General features: G+C 66.9%; 18 protein-coding genes. 6 read left to right on the forward strand and 12 right to left on the reverse strand.

The features are described from left to right. Window positions 1-118: 118 nt before the first annotated feature. On the reverse strand, window positions 119-964 hold the full coding sequence (locus tag ACN0RJ_RS00450; protein ID WP_417723057.1) for a methylated-DNA--[protein]-cysteine S-methyltransferase: 846 nt from the start codon (window positions 962-964) through the stop codon (window positions 119-121). 104 nt (window positions 965-1,068) lie between these two features. Between ACN0RJ_RS00450 and nth the strand changes: the two genes are divergently transcribed. The 4 genes from nth (at window position 1,069) to ACN0RJ_RS00470 (ending at window position 5,444) form a co-directional block, all read left to right on the forward strand. Then, window positions 1,069-1,713, forward strand: coding sequence for an endonuclease III (gene nth / locus ACN0RJ_RS00455; protein ID WP_417720591.1), 645 nt, complete (start codon window positions 1,069-1,071; stop codon window positions 1,711-1,713). Further along, window positions 1,710-2,711: an adenosine kinase gene (locus ACN0RJ_RS00460; protein WP_417723058.1), complete on the forward strand. Its 1,002-nt coding sequence runs from the start codon at window positions 1,710-1,712 to the stop codon at window positions 2,709-2,711. Before nth ends, ACN0RJ_RS00460 begins: the two co-directional genes overlap by 4 nt. Before the next feature lie 160 nt (window positions 2,712-2,871). Beyond that, window positions 2,872-4,083, forward strand: coding sequence for a S8 family peptidase (locus tag ACN0RJ_RS00465; RefSeq protein WP_417723059.1), 1,212 nt, complete (start codon window positions 2,872-2,874; stop codon window positions 4,081-4,083). Between the two features lie 116 nt (window positions 4,084-4,199). Next, window positions 4,200-5,444 carry an MFS transporter gene (locus ACN0RJ_RS00470; RefSeq protein ID WP_417720594.1) on the forward strand — a complete coding sequence of 415 codons (1,245 nt, stop codon included), beginning with the start codon at window positions 4,200-4,202 and terminating at the stop codon, window positions 5,442-5,444. A 12-nt stretch (window positions 5,445-5,456) separates the two neighbouring features. On the opposite strand, the gene ACN0RJ_RS00475 is transcribed toward ACN0RJ_RS00470, so the two are convergent. The 9 genes from ACN0RJ_RS00475 to ACN0RJ_RS00515 form a co-directional block, all read right to left on the reverse strand. After that, window positions 5,457-6,398, reverse strand: a complete 942-nt coding sequence (locus ACN0RJ_RS00475) for an alpha/beta fold hydrolase (RefSeq protein WP_417723060.1) — start codon at window positions 6,396-6,398, stop codon at window positions 5,457-5,459. Next, window positions 6,395-7,306 carry an ornithine cyclodeaminase family protein gene (locus tag ACN0RJ_RS00480; RefSeq protein WP_417723061.1) on the reverse strand — a complete coding sequence of 304 codons (912 nt, stop codon included), beginning with the start codon at window positions 7,304-7,306 and terminating at the stop codon, window positions 6,395-6,397. Before ACN0RJ_RS00480 ends, ACN0RJ_RS00475 begins: the two co-directional genes overlap by 4 nt. Then, on the reverse strand, window positions 7,303-7,923 hold the full coding sequence (locus ACN0RJ_RS00485) for an HAD family hydrolase (RefSeq protein WP_417723062.1): 621 nt from the start codon (window positions 7,921-7,923) through the stop codon (window positions 7,303-7,305). Before ACN0RJ_RS00485 ends, ACN0RJ_RS00480 begins: the two co-directional genes overlap by 4 nt. Before the next feature lie 3 nt (window positions 7,924-7,926). Further along, entirely contained in the window at window positions 7,927-8,391 is a 465-nt protein-coding gene (locus tag ACN0RJ_RS00490) for a YaiI/YqxD family protein (protein ID WP_417720598.1), read from the reverse strand. After that, window positions 8,388-9,218 carry an S-formylglutathione hydrolase gene (gene fghA, locus ACN0RJ_RS00495; protein WP_417723063.1) on the reverse strand — a complete coding sequence of 277 codons (831 nt, stop codon included), beginning with the start codon at window positions 9,216-9,218 and terminating at the stop codon, window positions 8,388-8,390. The genes ACN0RJ_RS00490 and fghA overlap by 4 nt, the downstream gene beginning before the upstream one ends. A gap of 64 nt (window positions 9,219-9,282) precedes the next feature. Then, window positions 9,283-10,209, reverse strand: a complete 927-nt coding sequence (locus ACN0RJ_RS00500) for an AEC family transporter (protein WP_417723064.1) — start codon at window positions 10,207-10,209, stop codon at window positions 9,283-9,285. Window positions 10,210-10,279: 70 nt separating this feature from the next. Further along, window positions 10,280-10,459, reverse strand: a complete 180-nt coding sequence (locus ACN0RJ_RS00505; RefSeq protein ID WP_417720601.1) for a zinc-finger domain-containing protein — start codon at window positions 10,457-10,459, stop codon at window positions 10,280-10,282. 298 nt (window positions 10,460-10,757) lie between these two features. Next, window positions 10,758-11,126 carry a histidine triad nucleotide-binding protein gene (locus tag ACN0RJ_RS00510; RefSeq protein WP_417720602.1) on the reverse strand — a complete coding sequence of 123 codons (369 nt, stop codon included), beginning with the start codon at window positions 11,124-11,126 and terminating at the stop codon, window positions 10,758-10,760. Window positions 11,127-11,195: 69 nt separating this feature from the next. Continuing rightward, entirely contained in the window at window positions 11,196-12,773 is a 1,578-nt protein-coding gene (locus ACN0RJ_RS00515) for a DUF5928 domain-containing protein (RefSeq protein ID WP_417723065.1), read from the reverse strand. A 140-nt stretch (window positions 12,774-12,913) separates the two neighbouring features. On the opposite strand from ACN0RJ_RS00515, the gene ACN0RJ_RS00520 reads away from it, so the two are divergent. After that, complete coding sequence (locus tag ACN0RJ_RS00520) at window positions 12,914-13,732, forward strand: sulfotransferase family protein (RefSeq protein ID WP_417720604.1); 819 nt, start codon at window positions 12,914-12,916, stop codon at window positions 13,730-13,732. 3 nt (window positions 13,733-13,735) lie between these two features. Here ACN0RJ_RS00520 and ACN0RJ_RS00525 read toward each other — a convergent pair whose 3' ends face one another. Continuing rightward, on the reverse strand, window positions 13,736-14,338 hold the full coding sequence (locus ACN0RJ_RS00525; protein WP_417723066.1) for a TetR/AcrR family transcriptional regulator: 603 nt from the start codon (window positions 14,336-14,338) through the stop codon (window positions 13,736-13,738). A gap of 79 nt (window positions 14,339-14,417) precedes the next feature. On the opposite strand from ACN0RJ_RS00525, the gene ACN0RJ_RS00530 reads away from it, so the two are divergent. Beyond that, window positions 14,418-15,173, forward strand: a complete 756-nt coding sequence (locus tag ACN0RJ_RS00530; RefSeq protein WP_417723067.1) for an SDR family oxidoreductase — start codon at window positions 14,418-14,420, stop codon at window positions 15,171-15,173. A gap of 13 nt (window positions 15,174-15,186) precedes the next feature. Here the strand turns inward: ACN0RJ_RS00530 and ACN0RJ_RS00535 are convergent, their stop codons facing one another. Then, on the reverse strand, window positions 15,187-15,771 hold the full coding sequence (locus tag ACN0RJ_RS00535) for a DUF1285 domain-containing protein (protein WP_417720607.1): 585 nt from the start codon (window positions 15,769-15,771) through the stop codon (window positions 15,187-15,189). Window positions 15,772-15,794 lie beyond the last annotated feature (23 nt).

Below are 15,794 nucleotides of genomic sequence, written 5' to 3' on the forward strand. Positions count from 1 at the left end.
TGTGCCTCGCTTTAATGCCGTCCCTGTCGGGGATCTGAACGCTACATAGCGGGATCTTGCGCGGAGCCAAACAAATCCGCACCAGGAATGAGCAAACCTCCGCGCATCGTGATCACGATCACGAGGCATCCCTGCGCGCCGACTCCCAGGCCAGGATCGCGCGCTTGACCGGCAGCCCCCAGTGATATCCCCCGAGCCCGCCGGACTTGCGCAGCGCGCGATGGCATGGAATCAGCAGGGAAATCGGGTTCCGCCCCACCGCCGTGCCCACGGCGCGCACCGCCTTGGGGTGGCCCACCGCCTTGGCGATCTCGGAATAGGTCGTGACCTGCCCCGAGGGAATCCGCATCAGCGCCTCCCACACCTTGATCTGGAACGGCGCCCCGATCAGGTAGAGCGGCAGCGGTCCGTCCTCCTCGACGCCGAAGGCCTTCAGCGCCCAGGGCCGCAGCGTCATCGGGTCCTCGACGAAGGTGGCACGCGGCCAGCGGCCGAGCAGATCCTCGAAGGCGGCGGCCTCGGTCGTCTCGGCGGCAAAGGCGATGCCGCAGATGCCCTTTTCCGTTCCCATCACGAGGGCCGGGCCGAAGGGGCTTTCGAACCAACCCCAGAGGATCGTCAGCCCGTCGCCCCCGCGGGCGTAGTCCCCGGGGCTCATCGCTTCCCACCGCAGGAAGAGGTCGTGCAGCCGCCCGCCCCCGGAGAGCCCCGTCGCGTGGGCGGTTTCGAGCGTGGTGAACCGCTCTTCCAGAAGCGCCTTGGCATGGCCCAGCGTCAGGTACTGCTGGTAGCGTTTCGGCGACACCCCGGCCCAGCGCGAGAACACCCGCTGGAAATGCGCCGGACTCATGTCCATCGCCGCGGCCAGATCTTCCAGCGTCGCCGAAGGCCCGGCCTCGTCGATCAGGTCGATGGCGCGCCGCATCACGTGAAAATGGTATCCGTCTTCCTGCATGTCTTTCATCCCGGGCCTCCTTCGGGGCAGTCGCTCCTTCGAATATGGCCATTGCGCCGCATCCTTCGACCCGAATGTTGCGCATCCCTCCAACCGCAGGCATAGCTGCGCGCATGTCTGCGCAACTCGACTACCACACCCTGCGGGAGATCTTTACCCGCTTTCACGCCTCCGAGCCCGAGCCGAAGGGCGAGCTGGAGCATGTGAACGTCTACACGCTGGTGGTCGCGGTGGCGTTGTCCGCGCAGGCGACCGATGCGGGCGTCAACAAGGCCACGCGCGAGCTGTTCCGGATCGCCGACACGCCGCAGAAGATGCTCGACCTCGGCGAAGAGGGCGTGATCGAGCACATCAAGACCATCGGCCTGTTCCGCAACAAGGCGAAGAACGTCATCAAGATGGCCCGGATCCTCGTCGACGAGTACGGCGGAGAGGTTCCCTGTTCGCGCGCCGCGCTGGAAAGCCTTCCCGGAGTGGGGCGCAAGACCGCCAACGTGGTGCTGAACATGTGGTGGCGCTATCCGGCGCAGGCCGTCGACACCCACATCTTCCGCGTCGGCAACCGCACCGGCATCTGCCCCGGCAAGGATGTCGTCGCCGTCGAGCGCGCCATCGAGGACAATATCCCGGTGGATTTCCAGCAGCACGCCCACCACTGGCTCATCCTGCACGGCCGCTACACCTGCGTCGCGCGGAAACCGAAATGCAACGCGTGCCTGATACGCGATCTCTGCCCCTTCGAGGACAAGACTCCATGACCGCTTCCCCCAAGAAATATCAGGTTGTCGGCATCGGAAACGCCATCGTCGATGTGCTGACCCGCGCCGACGACAGTTTTCTCGAACTGATGGGCATCACCAAGGGCATCATGCAACTGGTCGAGCGTGACCGGGCCGAAGTCCTCTACGGCGCGATGGAAGGCCGGGTTCAGGCTCCCGGCGGCTCGGTGGCGAACACGCTGGCGGGGCTGGGCAATCTCGGGCTGCGGACCGGCTTCATCGGCCGCGTTCACGCGGATGCGCTCGGGCGCTTCTACGCCGAGAACATGGAAAAGGGCGGCACCGATTTCGTCAATCCGCCGGTCGAGGGCGGCGAACTGCCGACCTCGCGCTCGATGATCTTCGTTTCGCCCGACGGCGAGCGGTCGATGAACACCTATCTCGGGATTTCCGCCGAGCTGGGGCCGGACGATGTCTCCGAAGAGGTGACGACGCAGGCCGAACTCGTGTTTCTCGAAGGGTACCTGTTCGACAAACCCAAGGGGAAGGACGCCTTCGTGCGCACCGCCCGCACCTGCCGGCAGGCCGGCGGCATGGCGGGGATCGCGATTTCCGACCCGTTCTGCGTCGAGCGCCACCGCGAGGATTTCCTCAGCCTCATCGCCAACGAGATGGACTACGTGATCGGCAACGAGGCCGAGATCCGCTCGCTCTTCCGGGACAATTCGCTCGAAGCCGATCTGGCGCGGGTCGCCGCGATCTGCCCGCTGGTGGTCTGCACCCGGTCGGGTGACGGGGTCAGCATCATCCGCGACGGCCTGCGTGTCGACGTGCCGGTGAAAAAGATCGTGCCCGTGGATGCGACCGGAGCGGGCGACCAGTTCGCGGCGGGCTTCCTCTACGGTCTCGCCACCGGGGCCGACATGGAAACGGCGGGCCGCATGGGCACCGTCGCCGCCTCCGAGGTCATCAGCCACATGGGCCCGCGCCCGGAGGCGAACCTGCAGGCGCTGTTCCGTCAGGCCGGGCTCATCTGACTGCCGCCCGGCGATCCGGAGAACCGCGCCGGGCCGCTCGCCGGATGCCGCTGCCGCCTCCGCGCTTTTCACGCGGGGTTCACGAAGCGTGTCTTTGTTGCTCCGGAGCCGGAGGGTAGCATCCTCCGATGAGGGGGACACATACCGACAGAGCATGCACATGACGCGGTTCATCATCCTGAGCGCTGCCGACGGCGCCGGAACCGCTGGCGCCGGACCGACGGGCCGGGCGTTCCCGGCGGCGCTTCGGCTGATCTGCGAAACGCTGTCGCCCGCCGAGTGGCGCGCCCTGCGTCGCGACCCGGCGACGCTGGCGATCGCGCGCGACATACCCACGCGCATCGTCGCGCCCGAACCGCTGGACGACGTGCGGGACGACGATGCCGTGCCGGGCTGGGGGATCGACGCCATCGGCGCGGGAGCGAGCGGATTTTCCGGGGCGGGCGTCCGGGTGGCGGTGCTCGACACAGGGATAGATGCCGGCCATCCCGCCTTTGAAAACATGCGGCTCACCTGCCGGGATTTCGCCGGGACCGGCAATCACGATGCGAACGGCCATGGCACCCATTGCGCCGGAACCCTGTTCGGCGGCGAGGTCGACGGCGTGCCCATCGGCGTCGCGCCCGGCATTTCCGAAGCCCTGATCGGCAAGATCCTCGCGGATGACGGCCGCGGCCGGTCGGCCATGCTGATGCAGGGCCTGCACTGGGCCGCCCTGCAGCGCGCGCGGGTGATTTCCCTGTCGCTCGCCTTCGATTTCGTCGGGACGGTGGCGGAGCTGGTGGCGCAGGGCTACCCCGAGCTTCTGGCGACCTCGGTCGCGCTGGAAAGTCATCGCGACAACCTGCGGATGGTCGAGACACTGCTGGCGGCGCTCGGCGCCTCGCCGGACGCGGACGGCGGCGCGCTGGTTGTCGCTGCGGCCGGCAACGAAAGCGGGCGGCAGATCTCGCCGGAATTCGAGGTCAGTGTCGGCGCGCCGGCCTCTGCGGCGGGCGTGCTCCCGGTCGGGGCGCTGGGGCGGGGCGAGGCGGGGCTCGAGGTCGCGACCTTTTCCAACACCCGGCCCGCCCTGTCCGCGCCCGGCGTCGGGATCGTCTCGGCGGCCAGCGGCGGCGGGTTGCGCACGCTCAACGGCACCTCGATGGCCTGCCTGCACGCCGCGGGCATCGCCGCCCTGATATGGGAGGCCCAGGCCGCCTTCGACGCGCCGATGACCGCCGAAGCCGTGGCCGACAGATTGCGACGGTCGGCGACCAGATCGGGGCTCGCCCCCGGAAACGACGGCACGATGTTCGGCGCGGGGCTGGTGCAGGCCCCGTTTCGCAAGATCCACCGCGCGGTGCCCCTGCATGCGCAGGGCCGGGGCTGAGCCCGGACCGCGCGCCGATTCATCACGGATCGTGATGGCAGCGCTCAATATCCCTGACTTGACCTTGCCCCCGTGATGAATAGTGTCGGCAATCGCGCATACAGACAGGTTCCCCGATGACACGACAAGCTTCCATTTTCACTCCGGTGCTTGTCATCGGATGCGTGATAACCCTCATCTCCTTCGCGATCCGCGCAAGCTTCGGCGTCTTCCAGATCCCGATCGCGGAAGAGTTCGGCTGGCCCCGGACCGAGTTCAGCCTTGCCATCGCCCTCCAGAACCTCGCCTGGGGGATCGGTCAGCCGTTGTTCGGCGCGGTCGCGGAAAAGATCGGCGACCGCAAGGCGATCATTCTGGGTGCGATCACCTATGCGGCGGGCCTCGTGCTGTCGAGCTATTCGATGACCCCCGGCGCGATGCAATGGTCCGAACTGCTGGTCGGCTTCGGCGTCGCGGGTACCGGCTTCGGCGTGATCCTCGCGGTGGTGGGCCGCGCCGCCTCGGACGAGAACCGCTCCATGTCGCTGGCCATCGCCACCGCGGCGGGTAGCGCGGGACAGGTGGTCGGCGCCCCCTTCGCCGAATGGATGCTCACCATGCTGAGCTGGCAGGAGGTGTTCCTGGTCTTTGCCCTGCTCATCCTTGCGGTGCTGCTGACCCTGCCGATGATGCGCGCGCCGGCCGCCTCGCGGGCCGAGATCGAGGAAAGCATGGGCACGATCCTGAAGCGGGCCGCGCGCGATCCGTCCTTCTCGCTCATCTTCATCGGGTTCTTTTCCTGCGGCTACCAGCTTGCCTTCATCACCGCCCATTTCCCGGCCTTCGTGGCCGAGATGTGCGGCCCGATCGCGGCGGGCGGGCTGTTGCATTCCCTCGGCATCACCACGACCTCGGCGCTCGGCGCGTGGTCCATCGGGCTGATCGGGCTGGCGAACATCGCGGGCACACTGGCCGCGGGCTGGGCGGGCAAGCGGTTCTCGCGGAAATACCTGCTGGCGGCGATCTACACCGCGCGGACTCTGGCCTCGGCGATCTTCATCCTGATGCCGATCACACCGGCGAGCGTCATCGTCTTTTCCGCGGTCATGGGCTCGCTTTGGCTGGCCACGGTGCCGCTCACCTCGGGGCTTGTCGCGCATCTCTACGGGCTGCGCTACATGGGCACGCTCTACGGGATCGTGTTCTTTTCCCACCAGCTCGGCGGCTTCCTCGGCGTCTGGCTGGGCGGGCGGATGTACGACATCTACGGCGACTACACGCTGGTGTGGTGGGTCGGAGTCGGCGTGGGCGCGCTCAGCGCGGTGATCCACCTGCCGGTAAAGGAAAACCGCGCGCCGGCGGCCAATCCGCTGCCGGTCTGACCGGGGCGGGCGTCAGCGATGGCGCTCGTCTTCCAGCTCGCGCGCGACAAGCGCCGCAACCTCGGCCGCGTGCGTGTAGGGCAGGCCGTGGCCGGCGCCGTCGATCACCTCCTGGCGGGCGCTGCGGTTCCACTCGGTCAGCAGGCTCATGGCGCGCAGGGGGATCTGCGCATCCTCCCGGCCCCAGATCGCCAGCACCGGCAACCCTCCGGCGGCAATGCTGCGGTGGGCTGCCTCCATCGGCTCGGACAACGTGTAGCGCAGGCTGGACAGCACCGAACGCACGTAGCCCCGGCGCGTCAGCTCTCCGGTCTGGACCTCGGCGATGCCCTCGACCTCGGAGGGGATGCCGCGCTCTGCCTCGATGGCGGCGCGCTGCGCGCGGGGAAAGGCCATGTGGAACAGCCAGTCCCCCAGTCCCGGCATCTTCGCGGCCCAGTCCGCCTCGCGGCCCAGCGTCGTGGCCATCCCGGCCGGGGCGAGCAGCACGATGCGGCGCAGGCGGTGGTCCTCCTCGGCGGCAAAGGCGGCGGCAATGGCCCCGCCCATGGAATACCCCACCAGCGTCAGTTCCTCGGTCAGGTTCAGATCGTCCAGCAGTTCGCGCAGCTGAAGGGTGAAGAACTCCGGCGTCTGCCGGCCATGGGGGCGCGCCGACAGGCCGCGCCCGTAGAGATCGTAGACCAGCACCCGGAAGCCCATCCGCGCAAGATGCACGGACAGACCTTCGAACACCGCCGACGGGGTGGTCAGGCCGTGGACGCAGACCACGAAGGGTCCCCGCGTCGGCCCGAGGATCCGGTAATGCGTCAGCCCTCGGCTGGTCCCGACGAATCCCCCATCCGTGTCCTGCCGTTCCCTCTTGGTGACGGGTTGGCGACGCAGTTCCAGGTAGCGGGGCAACAGTGCCGCGACCAGGACGACCAAAGCGAAACCGCCCGCAACCCAGATCATGCCGCGTTCCAGTTGTCGTGGATGTAGCGGCTGGTCATCAGGTCCAGATGCGCGCCGCCGCCGTTCTTGAACAGGGTGATCTCCTCAACCCCGGTCCGGCGGAAGGCGCCGGAATCGTAGTAATCCGCGATCACGTCCCCGCGCCCGATCGCGCCGCTTTCGAGCGGGATCTTCAGTTCTCCGATATGGCCGAGCGTGGTGTCGAAACTGTCGACGAAGATCCGCGCCCGTTGCAGCGCGGTATCGTCGGCCTCGCGCATGTCGGGGCGATAGGCCCCGATCAGATCGAGGTGCTGCCCGGCGCGCAGCCAGTCCCCGCGGATCACCGGCGTCGTCGACATGGTCGCGCAGCTTATGATGTCGGCCCCGGCGACCGCGGCTTCCAGGTCGGGGGCAAAGTCGATGCCCAGTTCCGACGCCATCGCCTCGGCCTTGTCGGGCGTGCGGTTCCAGACGCTGAACCGCGCACCGGGAAAGCCCGCGCCATAGGCTTCGACCAGCGAATGCCCCACGGTCCCCGCCCCGACGATCAGGATCTCGCGCGACTCCGGGCGGGCCAGTTTCAGCGCGCCCAGCAGACTGTCGCCCGCCGTTTTCCACTTGGTCACGAGGTGGAAATCCACCACCGCTTCGAGCAGCCCCGTCGCGTCGTCGTAGAGCGTCACGCCGCCGTTCACGATGCCCCTGCCCCGCTCGGGGTTGCCGGGAAAGATGGTGGCGGATTTCACCGCCAGCCCCAGCCCGTCGATCCAGGCCGCGCGATTGAGCAGCGTGTCCTTGCCGCGATAAAGGAAATTGTCCGCGATTTCGGCGCGTGGCAGGCGGTGCCCGGCCTCGAAGGCCCTGGTGAGGCCGAGCCAGTCAAGCCGCTCCCCCGCCTCGAACGGGATGAAGGCCGGGGCGGTCATGCCGGTTCCCGCGCGGTCAGAACGCCGTGCGAGATCAGGCAGGCCTCCCAAGCCTCCGGTGTCGTGAACAGGTGCGTCTGCCAGCCCCGCGCCGCGGCGGCGGCGATATTGTCCGCGCGGTCATCGGCAAAGAGCAGGCTCTCCGGGGGCAGGCCGCAATCCTCCTCGACCATCTCGTAGATCCGGGCGCCCGGCTTGGTCACGCCCATATAGCCCGATATGTAGCGGCGATCGAATTCGGCCAGGAAGGGATAGACCGGCTCCGCCAGTTCGAAGGTGCCGATGCCGAAGTTCGACAGCGCAAAGACCGGCACGCCGTTGCCGCGCAGACGGCGCAGGATCGCCACCGACTGAGGAATCTCGGGGGTCGCCATCTTGAGCCAGTGGCCGTGCCAGTGCAGGATTTCCTCGCGCCAGGCAGGGTAGGCCCCGGCCGCCTCCTCGATCACGCCGCGAAAATCCTCGCCCCGGTCGACCCGGTCGTTGTAGCCGTGCAGGTCCACTTCGGCGAACATGGCGCGGCGGCGGTCCTCGCCGATGGCGGCGTCGTAGTAGCGTTCGGGATTCCATTCGATCAGCACGTTGCCGATGTCGAAAACGACCGCCTGAATCGCCATGCCCTACCCCTTTGCCTGCGCCTTGGCGGCGCGCATTTCCCGCTCCAGCGCGTCCAGAAAACGGGAGCGGTCGGCCTTTGTAAAGCCTTTCCCGCTTCCCCCCTGCGCCAGCGGAGACGCCGCCCGCAGGTCGGCCATGAGGTCGCGCATGGCCAGTTGCTGCCCGATGTTGGCGGCGGTGAAGGCCTCGCCGTTGTGGCGCAGCACCCGCGCGCCCGCCTCGACGCAGCGCGCCGCCAGGGGAATATCGCCGGTCACCACCACATCGCCCGGCCCGCAGCGCTCCGCGATCCACATGTCCGCGACATCGGGGCCCTCCGGCACGATCACCGTCTCCACCAGCGGGTTGGCCGAAGGCCGCAGCCCGCCGTTCGACACCACCGCCATCCGCACGCCGTGTCGCGTGGCGACGCGCTCGGCTTCGGCCTTCACCGGACAGGCATCCGCGTCGATATAGAGCATCGTCATGCCCGAAGCGCCTCGGCATGGAAGGCGACATGGTCCGCCATGAAGGTCGAGATGAAGAAATAGCTGTGGTCGTAGCCCTTCTGCATCCGGAACGTCCCCGGCTGGCGGCGCGCCATCATCGCCTCCGCCAGCGCCTCGGGCTTCAGCAGGTCGAGAAACTGGTCCGCGCTGCCCTGGTCGATCAGCACCTCGCCGGGAAAGCCGCGCTCCGCCATCAGCAGGGTGGCATCATGCGGCGCCCAGGCGCTTTCGTCCGGTCCGAGATAGGCGCCGAGCTGCTTGCGGCCCCAGTCGCTCCGCGTCGGGTTGGCGATGGGCGCAAAGGCCGAAACCGTGCAAAAGCGCTCCGGAAGGCTCATCGCCAGCGTCAGCGCCCCGTGCCCGCCCATGGAATGCCCGGTGATCGCCTGTCGGTCCATCTCCAGAGGGAATTCCGCGCCGATCAGGCCGGGCAGTTCCTCGGCCAGATAATCCCGCATGCGGAAATGCGGTGCCCAGGGCGCTTCGGTCGCGTTGACGTAGAACCCCGCACCCTGCCCGAGGTCATAGCCCGCAGCGTCCGCCACGTCCTCGCCGCGCGGCGAGGTGTCGGGAAACACCAGCGCGATGCCCGCCTCGGCGGCGACGGCCTGCGCCCCGGCCTTGGTCATCGCGTTCTCGTGCGTGCAGGTCAGGCCCGACAGATACCACAGCACCGGCACCGGGCCGTGCCGCGCCTCCTCCGGCAGGAACAACCCGAAGGTCATGTCGCAGGAACAGGCCTGCGAGGCATGGCTGTAGACGCCCTGCATGCCGCCAAAGCTGCGATTTTCGGAAACGGTCTTCATGGCACTCTCCTGTCCGGTCGGTCTGAGTGCTAGCACGCCGACGGGTCAGGGCAAGGCGCAACGCTCAGACGGACACCCAGGCGATCACCGTCGAGACGGTGAGAATGCTGACCGCCGTCGAGATCAGGATCGAGGCCGACACCCGCTGCGGCGCGATGCCGTAGTGCTGGGCAAGGATGAACACGTTCCCCGCCACCGGCAGGGACGAGGCCGACACCACCACCGCGGCCTGGAACGGCGTCACCGGGAAGAACACGAACACCCCGAGCCCCACGAACAGCGGATGCAGGATCAGCTTGCAGAAACTGAGCCAGGCCGCGATCTGCAGCCGCTCCGCGCTCTTCGAGGCAAGCGAGGCGCCGATGGCGAACAGCGCCCCCGGAGTCGCGGCATTGCCGAGCAGGGTGAGGAACTCGTTGACCGGATCCGGAATGGTCAGGCCGGAGGACGACACCGCCAGCCCGGCCACGATGGCGACGATCATCGGGTTCTTCAGCAGCCCCATGCCCACCGTTCGCAGCATCGCCGGCGACATCCGCCCGTCCCGCGATCCGGTGACGAGGATGACCAGAAGGGTCGAGAATACCAGCAGGTCGATGGAGAGGATCAGGATGATCGGCCCCACGGCCGCCTGCCCCATGAGCACCGCCAGCATCGGCACGCCCAGGAACCCGGTATTGCCGATGGCGGCACATTGCGCCTCGATCGCCGCGGTCTGCACGTCGAGCCTGCGAAACAGGGCAACCGCCGTTGCGATACCGTAGACAAAGGCCGTCCCCCAGAGGTACCCCGCCGCCAGCCGCGCATCGAAGATCTCGGCGATGGACAGGTTCGCCGAAAACCGGAACAGCATGGCCGAGAGCGCGAAATAGAAGACGAACCGCGTCAGCGCGGCCGAGGCCGCCTCGGAAAAGAACCTGTAGCGCGCCGCAAGATAACCGACCGCGATCAGCGCAAAGAACGGAAGGGTCTTCAGAAAGATCGGAAGCATGGAGCCAATCGGCGGGGGTGTGTCAGGTCAGAATGCACCGGCCCGCCCCGTCCGGCCCGCGCGGCAGGCGTCAGACCTTGCCCTCGAAGTCGGCATGCACGTATTTCGCATCGCAATACGGGCATTCGACAAACCCCTGCTCGGGGGGAATGGACAACCAGACGCGCGGATGCCCGAGCGCGCCTTCGCCGCCGTCGCAGGCGATCCGGTGGCTGTCGACAATCTTGACCTCGGGCGCTTCTGTGGCCATCGCTGCGGTTCCCTTGTGGCTGACGGTGCACTCGCTGCGTTATGGACAAGGAACGGCGCGGGGGCAAGGCTCGGCAAGCCGCCGGTGGCGCTCCGGCCACGCCCCTGCCCGGCGCGCAGGCATCGCGGCCCCTCCCGGCCCCGTCCTTCTTCTGGCTGCAAATATCCCCGCCGGAGGCCTCCGGCCCCGCCATCCCCGCGCCACCGGGCAGAGGCGTCACGCCACCACGCGCGCCGAGCCGGAGCCCGCAGGGCGCAGGCGAGAGACACGGCGCGCGCCAGCGCACCGCGGGATCGGATCAGCCGCGCTCGAGCATCCGGCCCAGCGGCCGCCCGGCAAGGATGTGGACATGCAGATGCGGCACCTCCTGCACGCCGGCCTCGCCCGCGTTGGCGATCAGGCGGAACCCGCCGTCGGCCACGCCCTCCATCTCGCAGACCCTGCCGATGGCGCGGGTGTAGTCGAGGATCTCTGCATCCGAGGCGTCCTGCGCGAAATGGTCGTAGCAGACATAGCTGCCGCGCGGGATCACCAGCACGTGGACCGGCGCCTGGGGCCGGATGTCCCGGAAGGCCAGGCTGTGCTCGGTCTCGAGCACGGTGTCGTTCGGGATCTCGCCCCGCAGGATTTTGGCAAAGATGTTCTGGTCGTCGTAGGTGTAGGGCATCTGGCGTCCGCGATCTGCTGGTTCGCGCGCATGAAAGGCGCAAATCCGTCCGGGTGCAAGGGCCCGCGCTCAGTCCGCGAAGAGGTAGTCGGTCCGCGAGATGTCCAGCGCCTTGTCGGAGGAGATCGACAGGAATTCCGCCACCACCCGCGCATTGACCTCGGGCGAATCGCTTTCGCGCATCCTCAGGTGGTTGTCGAAATCCGCGTCCCGGATGCGGTCGCTCTCATGCACCATATCGTTGCGGATGGTCGGCATCAGGCGGTTCAGCGTCTCCTTCGGGGTCCGGTCCCCGGCCAGCCCGACCCGCATCGCATGCCCGATGAGATAGGCCTCCGAAAACTGGCACTCCACCTCCAGCAGCCGCGACACCGAGCGGTCGCGGCAGAAATCCTCGAGCAGGTCCAGGTTCGCCGGGTCCATGCAGACGATCAGCCGGTCGGACTCGTAGTAGTCGAACAGCATCCGCATCAGCGCCCGGCGGTGCCGGTGCCGCTTGCCCATCGTCGACTGGATTCCCCCGAGGTCGGGCAGGTGACAGCTTTCCTCGTTGAACAGGTACTCGATGCAGGGAATGTTGGTCATCTGCCGGATCCGCTCCAGCAGCCGCTTGGCGACGTGCCACTTCTTGCACACGACGATCAGCAATTCGCGCTCCCGGCCGAGCGAACTTTCCGTCTCCCAGAAGCGCGGCGCGAACCGGCGTCCGATCCGGCCCTTCCCGGCCAGGAACTTGTAGAGCGACCGCCCCTCGTTCGAGATCTGGAACCGCGCCCCCTCGGAGGAATAGAGCACCCCCAGCCGCCGCTTCAGTTCCCGCGCCTCCGGGCTGATCTTGCGGGCGAACAGGAAATCCTGGCTGAGCAGCAAATCGTAATGGTCGTTGTAGAAGGTGATCGGCATCCCGTAGTCCGAAAACATCAGGAAGGTCAGCGTGCGGCTTTCGATCTCGTTCCCCGGCACCAGGTGGCGCACCAGCGTCTGGAAGAAGGTCTCGTCCGGAATCCAGGTCGTCTTGAAGAACGCCATCACGTCCGGCCTGCGCTTGCAGAAATCCAGGATCCACTCGATCGTGCGCCGCCTCAGGCACCACCATTGCGACCCGATCATGACCTCGATGTCGCCGGGGATCTGCCGCGTCAGGCCCAGCCGCTTCTGCAGCGCGAACATGCCGTAGAACCGGCGCTTCTGCGTCCGTTCGTTGAACCAGTGACGGTAGATGAGCCGCTCTTCCTTCCAGCCGGTCTTGATCCAGTCGGATTTGAAGTAATCGAAGCTCTCCACGTAATCCACTTCGCGCCGGTCGAGGAAGTCATGCGCGTATTCCGCCGACTTGATCGCCATGCAATCCCCCGACAGCATGTAGAAGTGGGTCGCGCGGGGAAAATCCTCGGCCGCCGCCTCGACGGCGAGCAGCGTCGCCTGCACCAGCGACCATTCCCCCCAGCCGCATTTGATGCGCTTGCGGGCGAAGGTCACGTTGGTATTGCCGTCCAGCGCCTTGCGGATCCGGTCATAGGCGGCCTGCGGCGCCCGCCCGTCGAAATGGATCGACATGTAGTCGCCGACGGCGGTCAGGCTCTGCGCCTGCTTGATGATGGCGTCAGGGTCCTTGTGGCACAGCAGAATGAAGGCGATTTTAGCCATTCAGGAAACAGAAAGCCCCGGTTTTTCAGAATTGTTTATGTTGATAGAGGTGAACGGGCGTTGAAGAAACCGGGTTCTTCTGCTTTTTTGCATCGTCAAGCGCCCGGATCACGCGGGCCACGCGCCGGAGGCAAGGGCAGATGGGGTTTCCAGGGACCTGGATGACCGAAAGTGAAAGCATGGTGTACAGGGTCGTCCCGAAATGCGCCTGTTCGACCATCGGTCAGATCATGTTCTACTCGGATCACGGGTCGTTCTATGACGGCGACATTCACGACGCCGATCACGGTCTGCACAAGTGGGCGCGCGAGGACAGCCAGGATGTCATCAAGGCCAATGTGAAGACGCGCACCTCCTACGCCTTCACCTGCGTGCGCAATCCCTACACCCGCGTCCTGTCGTCCTTCTTCGACAAGATCTGCGGCATCCAGCGCAACGGCCGGCGCTATCGCGGCAATCTCGTGCCGCTGCTGATCCAGAAATACGGGATCGAGGTGGGCGGCGACGATGGCAAGGAGCCGTTCGACCAGGTGCGCAGCTTCCGCCGGTTCCTGCTCTTCGTGCGCGACACCATCCGCTGGCGCCGCCCGATGGAGCCGGACATTCACTGGTCCTCCATGTCGGGCCACGTGAGCACCTTCATCGTCAACGGCGGGCGCTACAACGACATCTTCTGGACCGAGACCTTCAACGACGGCATGCAGGGCGTGCTCGACGCGGTGGAAACGCCGCACAGGGTCGACCTGGGCACCATCCCGCGCTTCAACGAAAGCGAAGGCCACGGGCCCAAGCGGGCGCATCCGGTCGAAGACTATTTCGACGATCTCTCCATGCACCTCATGCGCGAGATCTACTGGCGCGACTTCACCCTTTTCAAATACGATTTCGACAACCCGGCGAACAAGATGCCGGTGGGCGAGATCGACCTCGACGAGGTTCACGCCAAACTCGGCGACTGACCGTCACGGGATGCGCAGATAGCCGAAGACCGCGCGGCAGAGGCGCTGTTCGATGGCGCCGAGATCGGTTTCCCCGGCAAAGAGCGCCGCGTGTACCAACCCCTTGCTGAGGGACACCAGATCGCGTGCGGCGATGTCCGGTTCGGGAATGCCGAAGCCCGCCAGCAGCGCTTCGAGCGCGTTCAGCACCTTGCCCCCGACTTCCGCCGCCTCCGCGTCGAGCGGCAGCGTCTCCTCGATCCTTTCCAGTTCGCGGGACAATTCCGGCGCGCGGGCGTGGTGGCGGATCGAGGCCGAAACCATGGTGACCGCCGCCTCCCGCAGGTTCTGCGTTCTTGCGACGACGATCGCTTCCGAGAAATCCTCGAGAAGCTGCATCTTGATCCGCCGGATCAGTTCGGCCGCGATCGCCTCCTTGCCGGGAAAGTACTGGTAGAGCGTCCCGATGCTCACTCCCGCCCGCGCGGCCACGTCATTGGTGTTGAGCGCGCCCGGTCTCTGCCCCTCCAGAATCCGAGCCGCAGCCGTCAGCACCGCCTCGTAGGAGGCGCGCGACCGGCTCTGAACCGGTGTTTTTCTCGGGTGAAGGGCGTCGGGAGGGGTCATGGGCAAATGCGAGTATGAAACCTGAAAGATTGCTCACATTATGTCGGAAACGCAGGCTTGCGGACAAGGAGAAAAGGCGATGACGGGATTTTGGGACGGGCGGAAGGTGCTGCTGACGGGGGCCACGCGCGGCATCGGCGCCGTCATGGCCGGGGAGCTTGCCGCGCGCGGTGCGACGGTCCTGGCCGTGGCGCGCAACCCGGCGCGGCTGGAGGATCTCGCGCGGCGGCTCGGTCCGGCCTGCGATGTGCTGGAAGCCGATCTCGCCGATCCGGACATTCCCCGCGGCGTGGTGAACTGGGTGCGGGATCAGCACCCCGAGTGCAGCGTCGTCATCAACAATGCCGCGGTGATGCGCTATCCCCGGCTGGTGCGGGAGGGCGACCACTTCGACGGGATCGACGAAGAGGTGCGCATCAACGCCGTCGCCCCGATGCAGATCGGCGTCGGGCTGCTGCCGACCCTTGCGCAACGCCCCGGCGCGCGCATCGTCAACGTCACCTCCGGTCTTGCCGTCGCGCCCAAGGCGGATGCGCCCATCTATTGCGCGACCAAGGCCGCGATGCGCAGCTTCACCCGGACCCTGCGCTACCAGGTAGAGGATGCCGGGCTCGACATCGGGATCTGCGAGGCGCTGCTTCCCGTGGTCGACACCACCCTCTCGAAGGGCGCGCCGGAGCGCAAGATGCCCCCGGACGAGGCGGCGCGCGCCATCCTTGCGGGTGCCGCCGCCGGGCAGCAGGAGATCTGGATCGGCAAGACCCGCCTGCTGAAGCGGATCATGCGGCTGTCCCCGGCGCTGGCCCACGGCATCATGCGCCGGATGGAGGCCTGACGACCGCCCCCGTTCAGAGCTCGGCGGAGGGGATGATCGGAAAGAACTGCCCCGACGACCAGAGCCCGAACCAGCTCTCTCCGTCGTGCAGATGATGCACCGCGCGGTCGACGAGCCTGTAAAAGCTCTTGCGGTCGATCAGCGCCTCGAGATCGGCGCGCACCCGCACATAGGGCGAGGGTTCGCCGGTATCCGGGTCACGCTCGACCCGGATCGGGCTGTCGGGACCGGCAACGGTCTTGTCCCCGACATGGGTGGTGAAGGTCAGGACCTGGTCCTGCCCGTCGCCCGCCGCGCTGAAATCGGTCGCCACGAAGGGCGCGTCGTCGACGGTGATCCCCACCTTCTCGACCGGAGTGACCAAAAAATAGGCGTCGTCATCCTTGCGCAGGATCGAGGAGAACAGTTTCACCAGTTCGAACCGGCCGATCGGCGTCCCGAGGTAGAACCACGTGCCATCACGCGCAATTCGCATGTCGAGATCGCCGCAATAGGGCGGATTCCACTTGTGGACCGGAGGAATGCCGCGACTTTTCGCGGCTTTTGCGGAGGCTGCTATGCCTTGGGCGTCAGGTGTCACGAGATTTTGTGTGCTCATTGCTTTTGCCATTTGCGAAGCCC

It is taken from the genome of Salipiger sp. (assembly GCF_048261495.1).
GTDB lineage: Bacteria > Pseudomonadota > Alphaproteobacteria > Rhodobacterales > Rhodobacteraceae > Salipiger.

Excerpts from the sequence above, each read along its gene's own strand:
- ACN0RJ_RS00450 (WP_417723057.1), bottom strand. The coding sequence starts at position 964 with ATGAAAGACATGCAGGAAGACGGATACCATTTTCACGTGATGCGGCGC.
- nth (WP_417720591.1), top strand. The coding sequence starts at position 1,069 with ATGTCTGCGCAACTCGACTACCACACCCTGCGGGAGATCTTTACCCGC.
- ACN0RJ_RS00460 (WP_417723058.1), top strand. The coding sequence starts at position 1,710 with ATGACCGCTTCCCCCAAGAAATATCAGGTTGTCGGCATCGGAAACGCC.
- ACN0RJ_RS00465 (WP_417723059.1), top strand. The coding sequence starts at position 2,872 with ATGACGCGGTTCATCATCCTGAGCGCTGCCGACGGCGCCGGAACCGCT.
- ACN0RJ_RS00470 (WP_417720594.1), top strand. The coding sequence starts at position 4,200 with ATGACACGACAAGCTTCCATTTTCACTCCGGTGCTTGTCATCGGATGC.
- ACN0RJ_RS00475 (WP_417723060.1), bottom strand. The coding sequence starts at position 6,398 with ATGATCTGGGTTGCGGGCGGTTTCGCTTTGGTCGTCCTGGTCGCGGCA.
- ACN0RJ_RS00480 (WP_417723061.1), bottom strand. The coding sequence starts at position 7,306 with ATGACCGCCCCGGCCTTCATCCCGTTCGAGGCGGGGGAGCGGCTTGAC.
- ACN0RJ_RS00485 (WP_417723062.1), bottom strand. The coding sequence starts at position 7,923 with ATGGCGATTCAGGCGGTCGTTTTCGACATCGGCAACGTGCTGATCGAA.
- ACN0RJ_RS00490 (WP_417720598.1), bottom strand. The coding sequence starts at position 8,391 with ATGACGATGCTCTATATCGACGCGGATGCCTGTCCGGTGAAGGCCGAA.
- fghA (WP_417723063.1), bottom strand. The coding sequence starts at position 9,218 with ATGAAGACCGTTTCCGAAAATCGCAGCTTTGGCGGCATGCAGGGCGTC.
- ACN0RJ_RS00500 (WP_417723064.1), bottom strand. The coding sequence starts at position 10,209 with ATGCTTCCGATCTTTCTGAAGACCCTTCCGTTCTTTGCGCTGATCGCG.
- ACN0RJ_RS00505 (WP_417720601.1), bottom strand. The coding sequence starts at position 10,459 with ATGGCCACAGAAGCGCCCGAGGTCAAGATTGTCGACAGCCACCGGATC.
- ACN0RJ_RS00510 (WP_417720602.1), bottom strand. The coding sequence starts at position 11,126 with ATGCCCTACACCTACGACGACCAGAACATCTTTGCCAAAATCCTGCGG.
- ACN0RJ_RS00515 (WP_417723065.1), bottom strand. The coding sequence starts at position 12,773 with ATGGCTAAAATCGCCTTCATTCTGCTGTGCCACAAGGACCCTGACGCC.
- ACN0RJ_RS00520 (WP_417720604.1), top strand. The coding sequence starts at position 12,914 with ATGGGGTTTCCAGGGACCTGGATGACCGAAAGTGAAAGCATGGTGTAC.
- ACN0RJ_RS00525 (WP_417723066.1), bottom strand. The coding sequence starts at position 14,338 with ATGACCCCTCCCGACGCCCTTCACCCGAGAAAAACACCGGTTCAGAGC.
- ACN0RJ_RS00530 (WP_417723067.1), top strand. The coding sequence starts at position 14,418 with ATGACGGGATTTTGGGACGGGCGGAAGGTGCTGCTGACGGGGGCCACG.
- ACN0RJ_RS00535 (WP_417720607.1), bottom strand. The coding sequence starts at position 15,771 with ATGAGCACACAAAATCTCGTGACACCTGACGCCCAAGGCATAGCAGCC.